The organism is Streptomyces sp. NPDC055189 (genome assembly GCF_053606765.1).
This window is the reverse complement of the sequence record NZ_JBSGSG010000075.1, coordinates 1-15,556: the sequence shown is the minus strand read 5'-3', so window position 1 is coordinate 15,556 and position 15,556 is coordinate 1. Positions and strand designations below refer to the sequence as shown.

General features: G+C 71.4%; 14 protein-coding genes. 12 read left to right on the top strand and 2 right to left on the bottom strand.

Going from position 1 to position 15,556, the window contains the following annotated elements; genetic code table 11:
* The first annotated feature begins 11 nt into the window (after positions 1 to 11).
* Positions 12 to 791 (top strand): TrmH family RNA methyltransferase, encoded by a 780-nt coding sequence (locus ACWFR3_RS35875; protein WP_453738881.1) that lies wholly within the window; start codon positions 12 to 14, stop codon positions 789 to 791.
* Positions 792 to 806: 15 nt separating this feature from the next.
* On the opposite strand, the gene paaN is transcribed toward ACWFR3_RS35875, so the two are convergent.
* Positions 807 to 2,498: a phenylacetic acid degradation protein PaaN gene (paaN, locus tag ACWFR3_RS35870; RefSeq protein WP_453738880.1), complete on the bottom strand. Its 1,692-nt coding sequence runs from the start codon at positions 2,496 to 2,498 to the stop codon at positions 807 to 809.
* Between the two features lie 195 nt (positions 2,499 to 2,693).
* On the opposite strand from paaN, the gene ACWFR3_RS35865 reads away from it, so the two are divergent.
* Entirely contained in the window at positions 2,694 to 4,211 is a 1,518-nt protein-coding gene (locus tag ACWFR3_RS35865; RefSeq protein ID WP_453738879.1) for a 3-hydroxyacyl-CoA dehydrogenase, read from the top strand.
* On the top strand, positions 4,208 to 4,801 hold the full coding sequence (locus tag ACWFR3_RS35860) for a TetR/AcrR family transcriptional regulator (RefSeq protein WP_453738878.1): 594 nt from the start codon (positions 4,208 to 4,210) through the stop codon (positions 4,799 to 4,801). The genes ACWFR3_RS35865 and ACWFR3_RS35860 overlap by 4 nt, the downstream gene beginning before the upstream one ends.
* 4 nt (positions 4,802 to 4,805) lie before the next feature.
* On the opposite strand, the gene ACWFR3_RS35855 is transcribed toward ACWFR3_RS35860, so the two are convergent.
* Complete coding sequence (locus ACWFR3_RS35855; RefSeq protein ID WP_453738877.1) at positions 4,806 to 5,354, bottom strand: Lrp/AsnC family transcriptional regulator; 549 nt, start codon at positions 5,352 to 5,354, stop codon at positions 4,806 to 4,808.
* Positions 5,355 to 5,543: 189 nt separating this feature from the next.
* Here ACWFR3_RS35855 and pdhA point away from each other — a divergent pair, with 189 nt between their 5' ends.
* The 9 genes from pdhA (at position 5,544) to ACWFR3_RS35810 (ending at position 15,496) form a co-directional block, all read left to right on the top strand.
* A complete protein-coding gene (gene pdhA, locus ACWFR3_RS35850; protein ID WP_453738876.1) occupies positions 5,544 to 6,698 on the top strand; it encodes a pyruvate dehydrogenase (acetyl-transferring) E1 component subunit alpha in 1,155 nt (384 codons plus the stop codon).
* Positions 6,695 to 7,723 carry an alpha-ketoacid dehydrogenase subunit beta gene (locus tag ACWFR3_RS35845; RefSeq protein ID WP_453738875.1) on the top strand — a complete coding sequence of 343 codons (1,029 nt, stop codon included), beginning with the start codon at positions 6,695 to 6,697 and terminating at the stop codon, positions 7,721 to 7,723. The genes pdhA and ACWFR3_RS35845 overlap by 4 nt, the downstream gene beginning before the upstream one ends.
* Positions 7,723 to 9,240: a 2-oxo acid dehydrogenase subunit E2 gene (locus ACWFR3_RS35840; protein ID WP_453738874.1), complete on the top strand. Its 1,518-nt coding sequence runs from the start codon at positions 7,723 to 7,725 to the stop codon at positions 9,238 to 9,240. Before ACWFR3_RS35845 ends, ACWFR3_RS35840 begins: the two co-directional genes overlap by 1 nt.
* 219 nt (positions 9,241 to 9,459) lie before the next feature.
* On the top strand, positions 9,460 to 10,572 hold the full coding sequence (locus ACWFR3_RS35835; protein ID WP_453738873.1) for an NTP transferase domain-containing protein: 1,113 nt from the start codon (positions 9,460 to 9,462) through the stop codon (positions 10,570 to 10,572).
* On the top strand, positions 10,569 to 12,137 hold the full coding sequence (locus tag ACWFR3_RS35830; protein WP_453738872.1) for a molybdopterin molybdotransferase MoeA: 1,569 nt from the start codon (positions 10,569 to 10,571) through the stop codon (positions 12,135 to 12,137). Before ACWFR3_RS35835 ends, ACWFR3_RS35830 begins: the two co-directional genes overlap by 4 nt.
* Entirely contained in the window at positions 12,125 to 13,246 is a 1,122-nt protein-coding gene (locus tag ACWFR3_RS35825; RefSeq protein WP_453738871.1) for a potassium channel family protein, read from the top strand. The genes ACWFR3_RS35830 and ACWFR3_RS35825 overlap by 13 nt, the downstream gene beginning before the upstream one ends.
* A gap of 39 nt (positions 13,247 to 13,285) precedes the next feature.
* Complete coding sequence (locus ACWFR3_RS35820) at positions 13,286 to 14,263, top strand: NAD(P)H-quinone oxidoreductase (RefSeq protein WP_453738870.1); 978 nt, start codon at positions 13,286 to 13,288, stop codon at positions 14,261 to 14,263.
* A 378-nt stretch (positions 14,264 to 14,641) separates the two neighbouring features.
* Positions 14,642 to 14,863 carry a hypothetical protein gene (locus ACWFR3_RS35815; protein WP_453738869.1) on the top strand — a complete coding sequence of 74 codons (222 nt, stop codon included), beginning with the start codon at positions 14,642 to 14,644 and terminating at the stop codon, positions 14,861 to 14,863.
* Positions 14,864 to 14,950: 87 nt separating this feature from the next.
* On the top strand, positions 14,951 to 15,496 hold the full coding sequence (locus ACWFR3_RS35810; protein ID WP_453738868.1) for a bacterial proteasome activator family protein: 546 nt from the start codon (positions 14,951 to 14,953) through the stop codon (positions 15,494 to 15,496).
* The last annotated feature ends 60 nt before the right edge of the window (positions 15,497 to 15,556 follow it).

Below are 15,556 nucleotides of genomic sequence, written 5' to 3'. Positions count from 1 at the left end.
ACGTACGCGGGATGAACGGGACGCACCAGCGTGATCCGGACGATGCCGTGCGTGCCTGGCGAGGGATCGCCGACACCTCCGTGCTGCTCGACGGCTTCCACGCCGTCAAGCACGCACTGCGCTTCGGAGCACCGATCCCCTCGGCTCTGACCAGCGACAGGGCCGCCGTCCTCGCCCTCGCCGACGACCTGGCACCGGACGTGCGCGACGCCCTGGACGAGCTCCTCGTGCAAGTGCCCGACGGCACCCTGCGTGCCCTCGTGCCGCGTCTGCACCCCACCGGGGTGGCCGCCCTCGCGGTACGCCCTTCTCGGCCGGCCAACCTCGATGTGCTGGCCCGCATGCCCAGGACCGCACCGGTCGTCGTCCTCGACGACCCCCGCAATCTGGGCAACGCGGGGGCCGTGATCCGGCTCGCCGCGGGCTTCGGCGCGACGGGCGTCGTCACGACCGGCACGCTCGATCCGTGGCACCCCACGGTCGTACGCGGTGGTGCCGGACTGCACTTCGCCACGGCCGTCGAGCGGATGGACGTCCCCGAGCTGCCGCCGGGGCCGGTGTTCGCGCTCGACGCGGAGGGCGAGGACATCCGCGGCCTCAAGCTGCCCGACGATGCCGTGCTGGCCTTCGGGTCCGAGCGCAGCGGCCTTTCCGCGCAGCTGCGGGAGCGCGCCGACCACCTGGTGTCGCTGCCGATGAGGCCCCAGGTCTCCAGCTACAACCTGGCGACCAGTGTCGGGATGACGCTCTTCCACTGGTCGGCGGGCAGGCCTCCGGGCGCGGAGGCCTGAACCCGCCGCCTGACGTCAGGCGTCCCTGCGCACCTCCACCACGCGGAAGCGGTTGGCCACGAACGCGCCGTCGCACAGTGCGGCGTTCGCAGCAGGGTTGCCGCCCGAGCCGTGGAAGTCCGAGAACGCGGCCGTCTGGTTCACATAGACGCCGCCCGTGAGGTTCAAGGAGAGCTGGGCGCACTCCTCCAGGCAGGTCTCCTCCACGGCGCCCGAGACCTCGTCCGACGTCGTGTACGCGCCGACCGTCATCGCGCCCTTGTCGCGCACCGTGCGGCGCAGCAACTCCACGGCGTCCGCCGACGAGTCGACCGCGACGGCGAAGGAGACGGGACCGAAGCACTCGTTCAGATAGACCGCCTCGGCGTCCGGCTTCGCGCCGTCCAGCTTGACGATCACCGGGGTGCGGACCACGGCGCCGGGGAACTCCGGGTTGCTGATCTCCCGTGAGGGGAGAGCCACTTCGCCGAGTCCGGTGGCGGCCTCCAGGCGGGACTTCACGTCCGGGTTCACCAGGGCGCCCAGGATGCCGTTCGCCCGGGCGTCGTCGCCGAGCAGGCCGTTCACCGATGCGGCGAGGTCGGTGACCACCTCGTCGTACGACTTGGCTCCGGCGTCCGTCGTGATGCCGTCACGGGGGATCAGGAGGTTCTGCGGGGTCGTGCACATCTGGCCGCTGTACAGCGACAGGGAGAAGGCCAGGTTGGCCAGCATTCCCTTGTAGTTGTCCGTCGAGTCGACGACGACCGTGTTCACGCCGGCCTTTTCCGTGTAGACCTGCGCCTGGCGGGCGTTGGCCTCCAGCCAGTCGCCGAAGGCAGTCGAGCCCGTGTAGTCGATGATCTTGACCTCGGGGCGGACGGCGAGAGTCTTGGCGATGCCCTCGTCCGGCCGCTCGGCGGCCAGACACACCAGGTTCGGGTCGAATCCCGCGTCGCTGAGGACCTCGCGCGCGATGCGCACCGTCAGCGCGAGCGGCAGCACCGCGCGCGGGTGGGGCTTGACCAGGACGGGGTTGCCGGTGGCCAGGGAGGCGAAGAGGCCCGGATAGCCGTTCCACGTCGGGAAGGTGTTGCAGCCGATCAGGAGCGCGATGCCGCGCGCCACGGGCGTGAAGCGCTTGTTCAGACCGATCGGGTCGCGCTTGCCCTGCGGCTTGGACCACTCGGCGGCGTCAGGGGTACGCGCCTGCTCGACGTACGCATACGCCACCGCTTCGAGGCCCCGGTCCTGGGCGTGCGGTCCGCCCGCCTGGAAAGCCATCATGAAGGCCTGGCCGCTGGTGTGCATGACCGCGTGCGCCATCTCGTGCGTGCGCGCGCTGATGCGCTGCAGGATCTCCAGACAGACCATCGCGCGCACTTCCGCGCCCGCGTCGCGCCAGGCCCGCATTCCGGCGCGCATCGCGGGCAGCAGCGTGTCGATGTCCGGGTGGGGGTACGTGATGCCCAGCTCAGGGCCGTACGGCGAGACTTCCGCGCCTGTCCAGTCGTCCGTGCCCGGCTGGTCGAGGTCGAAGCGGCTTCCCTGGAGGGCGTCGAAGGCGGCTTTGCCCTCGGGCAGGCTCAGACTGCCGTTCTCTCCATAGGCCTTGGGGTGCTCGGGGTGCGGCGACCAGTACGCGCGTGTGCGGATCGTCTCCAGCGCCTGGTCGAGTGTGGGCCGGTGTGTGGCGATCAGCTGGTGCGCGGTGAGTTCGGCGGCCATATCGGACCAACTCCTCGTCGAGCCGGCTCTTCGTCGAGCCGGCGAGCTGGGCAGGGCAGTGGGCAGGAACAGACGGACAGAGCTAGAGTAACCGAACGATCGGTCGGGACAAGGGGGTCCGCCGAACCTGTGGACAACTTCTCGCCGGACACCCCGCGCCTTCCGGCGGACATCTCGTGCGGGAGGATCGCGAGCATGACAGCACTCGAGCTCAGCAGCCCCGTTGCCGTGGTCGGCACCGGCACCATGGGGCAGGGCATCGCCCAGGTCGCCCTGCTGGCGGGCCACCCCGTGCGGCTGTACGACGCCGTGGAGGGGCAGGCGAAGAACGCGGCCGCCGCGATCGGCGCCCGCCTTGACCGGCTCGTCGAGAAGGGCAGGCTCACGGCCGACGACCGGTCCGCCGCGGGAGCCGGGCTCACGCCGGTCGACAGCCTCGCCGAGCTGGCAGGGTGCGGACTCGTCATCGAGGCGATCCTGGAACAACTGCCCGTCAAACAGCGCCTCTTCGAAGAGCTGGAAGGGATCGTCGGCGAGGACTGCCTTCTCGCCACCAACACGTCCTCCCTCTCCGTCACCGCCATCGCGGGCACGCTCGGGAAGCCCGGCCGGTTCGTCGGCCTGCACTTCTTCAACCCCGCTCCGCTCCTCCCTCTCGTCGAGGTCGTCAGCGGCTTCGCGACCGACGAATCGGCCGCCACGCGCGCGTACGAGACGGCGCGGGCCTGGGGCAAGACGCCGGTGCGCAGCGCGGACACCCCCGGCTTCATCGTCAACCGGATAGCCCGACCCTTCTACGCCGAGGCGCTGCGCCTCCACGAGGAGCGGGCCGCCGACCCGGCCACCATCGACGCCGTCCTGCGCGAATCCGGCGGCTTCAAGATGGGCCCCTTCGAGCTGACCGACCTCATCGGCCAGGACGTGAACGAGGCCGTCACCCGCTCCGTGTGGGAGTCCTTCTTCCAGGACCCCAAGTTCACGCCGTCACTGGCCCAGCGCCGCCTCGTCGAATCACGCCGCCTCGGCCGCAAGTCCGGGCAGGGCTGGTACGCCTACGGGGAGGACGCATCGCGCCCCGAGCCCCACACGGCGGAGCCCGCACCGGCCCCCGCGTCTGTCGCGGTGCACGGGGAGCTGTTCCAGGCTGACGCCCTCGTCGGGCTGATCCGTGACGCCGGGATCGACGTCGCGCACAAGGAGCCCATCGACCCCGACTACGCGGGCTGGATCGAACTGCCCAGCGGCGTGCGGCTGTTCCTGGCCGACGGTGCCGCCGCGCAGGACGCCGACACTTCGGTGATCCACTTCGATCTCGCGCTCGACTACCGCTCCGCGACCAGGATCGCCCTGGCGCCCGCCGTCACGGTGGGCGAGGACCAGCTCCAGGAAGCCGTGGGCCTCTTCCAGGCGCTCGGCAAGCAGGTCAGCGTCATCGCCGATGTGCCGGGGATGATCGTGGCCCGTACCGTCGCCATGCTCGTCGACTTCGCCCGGGACGCCGTCGCGCGCGGTGTCGCAGGCCAGGAGGACATCGACACGGCGATGCGCCTGGGCGTCAACTACCCGCGCGGACCGATCGCGTGGGGCGAGGAGCTCGGCGCGCACTGGGCCATTGACACCCTGGACCGCCTGCACCTGGAGTACCCCACCGGCCGCTACGCGCCCTCTCAGGGGCTGCGCCGCGCGGCAGCGCGAGAGGACCTCACCGCATGACCACCACCAGGCGCGACACGTACACCCCGGAGACCCTCCTGACGGTGGCGGTCCGGGTCTTCAACGATCGCGGTTACGACGGCACCTCCATGGAGCACCTCTCCAAGGCGGCCGGTATCTCCAAGTCTTCGATCTACCACCACGTGACGGGCAAGGAGGAGCTGCTGCGCCGCGCGGTGAGCCGCGCGCTCGACGGGCTCTTCGGGATCCTCGCCGAGGAGCACGCGCGCGTGGGCACCGCCGTGCAGCGCCTCGAGCACGTCACGCGGCGCACCGTCGAGGTGCTGATCGCCGAACTGCCCTACGTGACGCTGCTGCTGCGCGTGCGCGGCAACACGGACACCGAGCGGTGGGCCATGGAGCGGCGCAGGGAGTTCGACCAGCAGGTGGCCGATCTGCTCAAGGAGGCCGTCGCCGACGGCGATCTGCGCTCGGACGTCGAACTGCGCCTGGCCACCCGGCTGCTCTTCGGCATGATCAACTCCATCGTGGAGTGGTACCGGCCGGACGCCCGCGGTGCCTCGTCGGGCGAGCAGGTGGCCGACGCCGTCGTCCAGATGGCCTTCGCCGGACTGCGCAGCGGGAGCTGACGGGTCAGCTCTCCGGATCGAGGTCGTCCTCCTCGAAGACCAGCAACGTACGCGTGCTGAGCACTTCGGGGATGGACTGCAGCCGGGTGAGGACCAGCTCGCGCAGCGCGCGGTTGTCCGGCGTGTGCACCAGGAGCAGCACGTCGAAGTCACCGCTGACCAGTGCGATGTGAGAGGCGCCGGGCAGTGTGCGCAAGTGCTCACGCACCGTGCGCCAGGTGTTCTGGACGATCTTGAGCGTGATGTATGCGGAGGCGCCCTGACCTGCGCGTTCATGGTTTATCCGGGCGCCGAAGCCGCGTATCACACCGTCGTCTATGAGCCGGTTGATGCGCGCGTACGCGTTGGCCCGTGACACATGGACGCGCTCGGCCACGGCCCGTATCGACGCGCGCCCGTCCGAGTGCAGGATGTGCAGGATGTCGCGGTCGATCGAGTCCAGCGGGCGGGGCAGGGCCTCCTGGCGGTTGCCGGACCGGCTTTCCGGACGATCACCGGGCCGGCCCTCCGGACGATCGCCGTCCCGCCCGTCGGCCATTCGTTCAGATGCCATGTCCCCCCGCCTCCCTACCATGGACGTACTGCATCCATCCCAGGCTGTGGAGAACCGTTTGTCCACAGCCTGGAGGTGCCTGTAGCCAAAATGTGCCGACGACCGAACAATCGGTAGGTGAGGCGCCTCACACGGTCGCGCCTCATTGCCGCTCCCCCGAGGAGATCGCTTCCACATGGAGGTGCCGACATGACGGTCATGGAGCAGCGGGGCGTCTACCGGCCCACCCCGCCACCCGCATGGCAGCTCAGGACGGATCCCGCGCCGCTGCTGCCCGACGCGCAGCCGTACCGCGTCCTGGGCACGGAAGCCGCGGGCAAGGCCGACGAGGAGCTCCTGGGCCGCCTGTACGCACAGCTGGTGCGCGGCCGGCGGTACAACACGCAGGCGACGGCCCTCACCAAGCAGGGCAGGCTGGCCGTCTACCCCTCCAGCACCGGTCAGGAGGCGTGCGAGGTGGCCGCCGCGCTCGTCCTGGAGGAGCGGGACTGGCTCTTCCCCAGCTACCGGGACACGCTCGCCGCGGTGGCCCGCGGCCTCGACCCCGTCCAGGCGCTGACCCTGCTGCGCGGCGACTGGCACACCGGGTACGACCCGCGCGAGCACCGCATAGCGCCCTTGTGCACCCCTCTGGCGACCCAGCTCCCGCACGCCGTGGGGCTCGCGCACGCCGCCCGCCTGAAGGGAGACGACGTGGTGGCGCTCGCCATGGTCGGCGACGGCGGCACCAGTGAGGGCGACTTCCACGAGGCGCTGAACTTCGCGGCCGTCTGGCAGGCGCCCGTCGTCTTCCTGGTGCAGAACAACGGCTTCGCGATCTCCGTGCCGCTCGACAAGCAGACGGCCGCCCCGTCCCTGGCCCACAAGGCCGTCGGGTACGGAATGCCGGGACGTCTGGTGGACGGCAACGACGCCGCGGCGGTGCACGAGGTGCTGAGCGAAGCGGTGTCCCGCGCACGTGAGGGCGGCGGCCCCACGCTCGTCGAAGCGGTGACGTACCGCATGGAGGCCCACACGAACGCCGATGACGCCACGCGCTACCGCGGGGACGCCGAGGTCGAGGCCTGGCGCGACCACGACCCGATCCTGCTCCTGGAGCGGGAGCTGACCGAGCGCGGTCTCCTCGACGAGGAGCGGACGCGGGCAGCCCGCGACGACGCCGAGGCCATGGCGGCCGACCTGCGCGAACGCATGAACCAGGACGCCGAGCTCGACCCCATGGACCTCTTCGGCCATGTGTACGCCGAGCAGACCACCCAGCTGCGCGAGCAGGCGGCCCAGTTGCGGGCCGAGCTCGAAGCAGCGGACGAGAACGACGCGGACGGCGAGGAGAGCACGCGATGAGCACGGTCGCGGCGGAACGGGCCGCCAAGAAGGCGGCCAAACCCGCCACCATGGCGCAGGCGCTCGGGCGCGCGCTGCGTGACTCCCTGGCTGAGGACCCGTCCGTGCACGTCCTCGGAGAGGACGTCGGGGCGCTCGGCGGGGTCTTCCGGGTCACCGACGGGCTCACCAAGGAGTTCGGCGAGGACCGCTGTACGGACACGCCCCTCGCCGAGGCGGGCATCCTGGGGACGGCCGTCGGCATGGCGATGTACGGGCTGCGTCCCGTCGTCGAGATGCAGTTCGACGCGTTCGCCTACCCCGCCTTCGAGCAGCTGATCTCCCACGTGGCGAAGATGCGCAACCGCACGCGGGGCGCGATGCCGCTGCCCATCACGGTGCGCGTGCCCTACGGCGGCGGCATCGGCGGCGTCGAGCACCACAGCGACTCCTCCGAGGCGTACTACATGGCGACTCCGGGGCTCCATGTCGTCACGCCCGCCACGGTCGCCGACGCCTACGGCCTGCTGCGGGCCTCCATCGCCTCCGACGACCCGGTCGTCTTCCTGGAGCCGAAGCGCCTCTACTGGTCCAAGGCCGACTGGAACCCGGAAGCGCCGCAGGCCGTTGAACCCATAGGCAAGGCAGTGGTGCGGCGCACCGGGCGCAGCGCCACCCTCCTCACGTACGGGCCGTCCGTGCCCGTCTGCATGGAGGCAGCCGAGGCGGCGGTCGCCGAGGGGTGGGACCTCGAAGTCGTCGACCTGCGCTCCCTGGTGCCCTTCGACGACGAGACGGTGGCCGCCTCCGTACGGCGGACCGGGCGCGCGGTCGTCGTGCACGAGTCGAACGGATTCGGCGGCCCCGGCGGGGAGATCGCGGCCCGCGTCACCGAGCGGTGCTTCCACCACCTGGAGGCGCCGGTCCTGCGCGTCGCCGGGTTCGACATCCCGTATCCGCCGCCGATGCTCGAGCGGCACCATCTGCCGGGCGTGGACCGGATCCTGGACGCGGTCGCGCGGTTGCAGTGGGAGGCGGACAGCTGATGGCACAGGTGCTTGAGTTCAAGCTGCCCGATCTCGGTGAGGGGCTCACGGAGGCGGAGATCACCCGCTGGCTCGTGCAGGTCGGCGATGTCGTCGCCGTGGACCAGCCCGTCGTCGAGGTGGAGACGGCCAAGGCGATGGTCGAGGTGCCCTGCCCGTACGGAGGCGTGGTGACGGCCCGCTTCGGTGAAGAGGGTCAGGAACTGCCGGTGGGAGCAGCGCTGCTGACGGTTGCCGTCGGCGCTTCGGCCGGCCACTCGGACGCGGCTCCGGAAGAGCCGGCGGAGCGGGCCCTGCAGGCGGCTGCCGCCGAGGAGTCCTCCGGCAACGTCCTGGTCGGGTACGGCACGGCTGCGGCGCCCGCGCGGCGCAGGAGGGTGCGGTCGGCGGGGCCTGCCACACAGGTCGCCCCGAAGCCTGCGCCCAAGCCTGCATCGCAGCCCGGCGGGCAGCCCGTTGCGCAGCCCGCCTCGCAGCCCGTTGCGCAGGAGAAGCCCTCACAGCCGCGGAGTCCCGCCGGGCTGTCCGAGGCCGCTGGTCGGGGCACACTCGCTGGTCGGGGCACTCTCCCGCCCGTGGACGGCCCGATACCGGTGATCTCGCCCCTCGTACGGAAGCTGGCCCGGGAGAACGGCGTGGAGCTCCGGGAGCTGGCGGGCTCGGGCCCGGACGGGCTGATCATGCGGGTCGACGTGGAGCGGGTCATCGCGGCGGAACTGACGTCCGTGAACGGCGGCGCGGCGGCTGCGCGGACGCCTGCGCCCGCACCGGTGGCATCCGTGAGCGAGGAGGCGCGCGACACCTCGGCGGGGGCGGAGGTCCGCCATCCGCTGACCGGCATCAGGGGCCTCGTCGCGGACAAGATGTCCCGCAGCAGGCGTGAGATACCGGAGGCCACCTGTTGGGTCGACGCCGACGCGACCGAACTGCTCGCGGCGCGCACCGCGATGAATTCCGCCGTGAAGGCGGGCGGCGGCGGGCAGAAGATCTCGCTGCTCGCGCTGTTCGCCCGTATCAGTGTGGCCGCCCTGGCCCGCTATCCGATGCTCAACTCCACCGTGGACATGGAAGCGCGCGAGGTGGTGCAGCTCGCCGACGTGCACCTCGGCTTCGCCGCGCAGACCGACCGCGGTCTGGTCGTCCCCGTGGTCCGCGCCGCGAACACACGGACCACCGACGAGGTCAACACCGAGCTGATCCGGCTCACGGAGGCGGCGCGGGACGGGAAGCTGACGCCGGCGCAACTGACGGGCGGCACGTTCACGCTGAACAACTACGGGGTGTTCGGGGTCGACGGCTCCACGCCGATCATCAACCACCCCGAGGCGGCCATGCTCGGCGTGGGCCGGATCGTGCCCAAGCCGTGGGTGCACCAGGGGGAGTTGGCGGTGCGGCACGTCGTGCAGCTCTCGCTCACCTTCGACCACCGGGTGTGCGACGGCGGCACGGCGGGCGGGTTCCTGCGGTTCGTGGCGGACTGCGTGGAGCAGCCCGCGGTGCTGCTGCGGGCGGTGTGAGGAGGGCCGGGGCTGTGGCGTGGGGGTGAGCAGAGGCGCTGCGGGATGAGGGCCGGGGCTCGGTGTGGGGAGGCGCGGGGCGCGATGTGGGGCAGCGGTGCGTCGTGGCGCGGGGTGCGGTGTGGGGAGGTGTGGGGCAGCGGTGCGAGTCACGGCACGGTGATGTGAGTCGCCGTACAGAGGGGTGGCATTGATCCTTCGTGCGCCCATACTCGGGGGATGACCGCGCAGAGGGCTCCGGGTGGCGCCGTATCCGCCGCCTCGAACGCCGCTCCCATCGATGCCTCGAACGCCGCTCCCACCGTCGCCTCGAACGATGCCGCGCCCGACGATCGGTACGAAGCTCCGTACGACGCCGTCGTGCTCGCGGGAGGCGGCGCCAGACGGCTCGGCGGTGCGGACAAGCCCGGCGTGCGGGTGGGTGGCCGGGCGCTGCTCGACCGAGTGCTCGGCGCCTGTTCCGCGGCGGGGACCACGGTGGTCGTCGCAGGGCCCCGCCCGACCGCGCGCCCCGTCGTGTGGGCGAGGGAGGAACCCGCCGGGGCGGGGCCGCTCGCCGCGCTCGACGCGGGGCTGCGGCGCACGGGGGCGGCGCAGGTGGCGGTGCTCTCCGCCGATCTGCCGTTCCTGGAGGAGCGGACGGTCCGGAGTCTGCTCGCCGCGCTGCGCGAGAGTGGCGCGGACGGTGCGGTGCTCACAGACCCAGGCGGTCGGGACCAGCCGCTGGTCGCTGCCTACCGCAGTGCCTCGCTGAAGCGTGAGATGGCGCTGCTCGCCGCCGAGCACGACGGCCTGACGGGGCTTCCGCTGCGATCGCTCACCGCGAGGCTCGAACTCACCAGGGTCGCCGACCCTCTCGCGTCCTTCGACTGCGACACCTGGGACGACATCGCCGCCGCGCGGGCGCGGATCAGGGAGCATGGGCACGTGTTGGATGAATGGATTTCCGCAGTCAAGGACGAACTGGGCATCGAGCTCGACGTCGACACCGGCCTTCTGCTCGACCTCGCCCGCGACGCCGCACACGGCGTGGCCAGGCCTGCGGCTCCGCTGACCACCTTCCTGGTGGGGTACGCGGCGGCGCGGGCCGCGGAGGGCGGCGGGCCCGAGGCGGTGGCCGAAGCCACCCGCAAGGCGGCGGCGCTGGCCACGCGGTGGGCGGAGGAGGGCGGCTCCGACGCGGGGCCCGGCGGGACTGCCGTGCCCGGCGAGAAGCCGGATGCCGCGCCCGACGTGACGCCACCGGGTGCCGTGCCTGACGTGGCCCCGCAGGCTGCTCTCCCCGATCCGGGGCAGGAAGCGCGGGACGACATGCGGCCGGACGCCGGATGAGTGGGAGGCCCGCGCCGGACGCCGAGCTCGACGAGGCTCTCGCTTTGGTGAACGACGACCATGACCGCAGGACCGGCAGGCGGGCCGGCGGTGCGTCCGTCGGTGACGGCGAGCCTCGGTGCGCGTCGGCTGCCCAGGGTGACTCGGGTGACTCGGGTGACTCAAGTGACCCGGCGCACGAAGCCCAGCCCCAACCTCCGTCCGGGGCTGGGGCACCCGCCCCGGCCGAGCCCACCGCGCCCACCGCACCCGCCTCGAGTGACCCCACCGGTCACACCACCCCATGGCCCGCCGCCCGCATCGCCGCCGGGCGTGCCCCCGGGAGCAATCCCGCCACGCACACCGCCGTCCCTCTGGGGCAAGCGCTGGGTCTCGTCCTTGCCGCGCCCCTCGTCGCCCTCACCGATCTGCCCTCCTTCGACACCTCCGCGATGGACGGCTGGGTCGTCGCCGGGCCAGGTCCCTGGGATGTCCGGGCCGAGGGGATTCTTGCCGGGCACGGGCGGCCGGACCCGCTCTCCGACGGCGAGGCCATGCGGATCGCGACCGGGGCGCGGATTCCGCAGGAGGCCACCGCCGTCATCCGCAGCGAGCACGGACTCATCGACGACAAGGGACGGCTGCATCCCCGGCGTGACGTCACGCACGGGCAGGACATCCGGCCGCGCGGTCAGGAGTGCCGTTCCGGCGATCAGCTCCTGCCGTCCGGCACCCAGGTGACCCCGGCGGTGCTCGGCCTCGCGGCAGCCGCCGGGTATGACGAGCTGTCCGTTGTCCCCCGCCCCAGGGCCGAAGTGCTGATCCTGGGCGACGAGTTGCTGACCGACGGGCTCCCCCACGAGGGCCTCATCCGCGACGCGCTCGGGCCGATGCTGCCGCCCTGGCTGCGCTCGCTCGGCGCGGAAGTCATCGCTGTGCGCAGGCTCGGTGACGACGCTGAGGCGCTCCATCAGGCGATCACCACCTCGACCGCCGATCTCGTCGTCACCACCGGCGGCACCGCCTCCGGCCCGGTCGACCACGTCCACCCCATCCTGCGCCGCATCGGTGCCGAACTCCTCGTGGACGGCGTCGCCGTGCGCCCCGGGCACCCCATGCTGCTGGCCCGCATCCGCTCCGACCAGCACCTTGTCGGCCTGCCCGGCAATCCGCTCGCGGCGGTATCCGGCCTGCTGACCCTGGCCGAGCCCTTGCTGCGTATGCTCTCGGGGCGCCTCGCGCCGTCGCCGTACACCGCTGTGCTGCGCGAGGACGTGCACGGGCACCCGCACGACACGCGGCTCGTCCCCGTCACCCTCCGCGCCGATCATGCCGTGCCGCTGCATTACAACGGCCCGGCCATGCTGCGCGGGATCGCGGTGGCCGACGGGCTCGCGGTCGTTCCGCCGGGTGGCGGGCGACAGGGCCAGGAGCTGGAGGTCCTCGACCTGCCGTGGGCATGGGCCTTGCCGGAAGCAGCAGCGACAGGAGCGGACACGGACACGGGTATGGGCATGGGCGCGAGCACGGGCGTGGACCCAGGTGCGGACACGGGCGCGGGCACGGCCGGGGAGTGTTTCACGTGAAACTTCCCGGACACGACGCCATCGCCCGCCATCCCGACGAACATCTGGTGACCCACCGGATCAAGCTGCCCCGTCGGGTCGTCGAGCGGCCCCTGCTGCAGGTCGGTAAGCGGCTCCTCATGGCGCTCGCGGTGCTCGCCCTGACGACTTTCATCGTCTACATCGACCGCAGCGGCTACCACGACAACTCGGACGACCGGCTCGACTTCCTCGACGCCGCCTACTACTCCACCGTCACGCTCTCCACCACCGGTTACGGCGACATCGTCCCGTACAGCGACAGCGCGCGGCTCTGCAACATTCTCCTGATCACGCCGCTGCGCGTGCTCTTCCTGATCATCCTGGTCGGCACCACACTCGAAGTGCTCACGGAACGTACGCGCGAGGAATGGCGTCTGAACCGCTGGAGGTCCAACTTGCGTGAACACACCGTCGTCGTCGGCTTCGGTACCAAGGGTCGCTCCGCGATCCAGACCGTGTGCGCGACCGGTCTGAAGCCCGAGCAGATCGTGGTGGTCGACCCGAGCGCGAAGGTGGTGGATGCCGCCACCGCGGAGGGTTACGCGGGCGTCATCGGCGACGCGACGCGCAGCGATGTACTGCTCCGTGCCGAGGTGCAGCGCGCCCGGCAGATCATCATCGCGACCCAGCGCGACGACACCGCGGTCCTGGTCACGCTGACCGCCCGGCAGATGAACCGCGGGGCGAAGATCGTGGCCGCGGTGCGCGAGGAGGAGAACGCGCCGCTGCTTCGTCAGTCCGGCGCCGACGCGGTGATCACCAGCGCCAGCGCGGCGGGACGCCTGCTCGGCCTCTCCGTGCTCAGCCCCAGCGCGGGCATGGTCATGGAGGACCTGATCCAGCAGGGCAGCGGGCTCGATCTCGTGGAGCGGCCGGTCATAAAGGCCGAGGTGGGGATGGGCGTCCGCGAGACGGACGACCTCGTTGTGAGCGTCGTGCGCGGGCATCGGGTGCTCGGATACGACGATCCTGCCGTCGGAAAGCTGCAGTTGATGGACCGTCTGATCACCATCGTCCGGGCCACCCCGACGTCGCCCATGGCCCCCGACGCCCGCTCGAACCCGCCACGCGGCGGCCTGCGGACGTAGTCGGGTCGGCTGGAATCTGCAGAGAGTAGCCTCGCCCGCATGCATGCGATCACGATCCCCGAAGCCGGTGGACCCGAAGCGCTCGTATGGGCCGAGGTCCCCGATCCCGTACCCGGTGAGGGTGAGGTGCTGGTCGATGTCGTGGCCAGCGCCGTGAACCGCGCCGACCTGCTTCAGCGCCAGGGCTTCTACAACCCCCCGCCCGGCTCGTCCCCCTATCCGGGCCTGGAGTGCGCGGGCCGCGTCACCGACATCGGCCCCGGCGTCTCCGGCTGGCAGATCGGTGACGAGGTGTGCGCGCTGCTCGCCGGCGGCGGGTACGCCGAGCAGGTCGTCGTCCCCGCCGGTCAGCTGCTGCCCGTGCCCGACGGCGTCGACCTCGTCACGGCGGCGGCGCTGCCCGAGGTGACGTCGACGGTCTGGTCCAACGTCTTCATGATTTCCCACCTCCGCCCCGGCGAGACGTTCCTCGTGCACGGCGGCTCCAGCGGCATCGGCACCATGGCGATCCAGCTGGCGAAGGCCGTCGGCGCGACGGTGGCGGTCACGGCGGGCAGCAAGGTGAAGCTCGACTTCTGCCGTGAGCTGGGCGCGGACATCCTCATCAACTACCGCGAGCAGGACTTCGTCGAGGAGATCAAGAGCGCCACGGACGGGGCGGGCGCGGACGTCATCCTCGACAACATGGGCGCCAAGTACCTGGACCGGAACGTGCAGTCCCTCGCGACCAGCGGCCGTCTCGCGATCATCGGCATGCAGGGCGGCGTCAAGGGCGAACTGAACATCGCCACGCTCCTGAACAAGCGCGCCGCAGTCACCGCGACCTCGCTGCGCGGCCGGCCCGCCGAGGAGAAGGCGACGATCGTCGCGGCGGTGCGCGAGCATGTGTGGCCGCTTCTTGGCGCGGGCCACGTACGCCCGATCGTCGACCGGACGGTGCCGATGAGTGACGCGGCGGCCGCCCATCGCGTACTGGAGGAGAGCTCGCACATCGGGAAGGTGCTGCTCGTCCGCTGACGCGGGGCCACGGCCTAAAGCCCTGCCGCTGCCGGGATACCGAGACGGTCAAGATGCCGGAGTTGTGTCGCTATGTGACGCTTGATGCAGCTCCAGTGATCTTTCTTGATCTTGGCGACCCGGTAGCGGGAGGGGGCCAGTGCGATGTCTGCGGTGAGTGCGGTGACTCCATGGCTTCGCCCCTTGTTGATCCTGACGGTGCTCCTCGCCGTCACACCCGCCTCGCCCGTATCCGTCGTATCTCTCGCATCCCTCACGCCCCTGTCGTACGCCGCTGATCCCACCCCCGGCGGGACCCGTGCGGGAAGCGCTCCCGGTGAGGGCCGGGCCCGGCCGGGGCGTGCGGATCCGGTACCGCCGCCACCCCCGGCTCCGTCGGTGTCCGTACCGCTCAGCAAGCCGCCGCCCTCCGTCGATCAGGCGGACAAGGATGCGGACGAGGCTGACGAGGCGGACGGGCGGACCACCGCCTCCGACGCCACCCGCAGAACCGCCGCCGAACCCGCCTTCCCCGGCCTGCGCGTCCTGCCGCTCGGCAGTGGACTCGTCCTGATCGGCCTCGGTCTCGGCTTCCTCGCCGTGCGACTGCGCCGCGGCTGAACACGACCGGCCCCCGCGTACACGGTGGATCAGCGGCAAATGGGGGCACCACCGATGTGTGATGTACGTGTGCGAGAGAATGGCGGCATGGAGATGCCGAGGAACGAACGGTCGCCCGAGAGCCCCCAGGTCCTGGTTGTCGGACAGGACGGAATGGCGCTCGGCGGAGGCGGAGACGACGAATCCCGCGAGGTCCCGGTGACGGACATGGTCGAGCAACCGGCGAAGGTCATGCGCATCGGCAGCATGATCAAGCAGCTGCTCGAGGAGGTGCGGGCGGCACCTCTCGACGAGGCGAGCCGAGTGCGGCTCAAGGAGATCCACGCCAGTTCGGTCAAGGAGCTGGAGGACGGCCTCGCCCCCGAGCTCGTCGAGGAACTGGAACGTCTCTCCCTGCCCTTCACCGACGAAGGAGTGCCCAGCGACGCCGAGCTGCGCATCGCGCAGGCCCAGCTCGTGGGCTGGCTCGAAGGGCTCTTCCACGGGATCCAGACGGCTCTCTTCGCGCAGCAGATGGCGGCGCGGGCGCAGCTCGAATCGATGCGGCGCGCGTTGCCGCCCGGTGCGGGCGGCGGCGAGGAGGAAGAGGACGGCGGCGGCATCGCGGGACGGTCCGGGGGACCGTACCTGTAGGCGATAGCCGGATACGACTGAATACGACGATGCGAAGGGCCCGGTCACGAGGTGACCGGG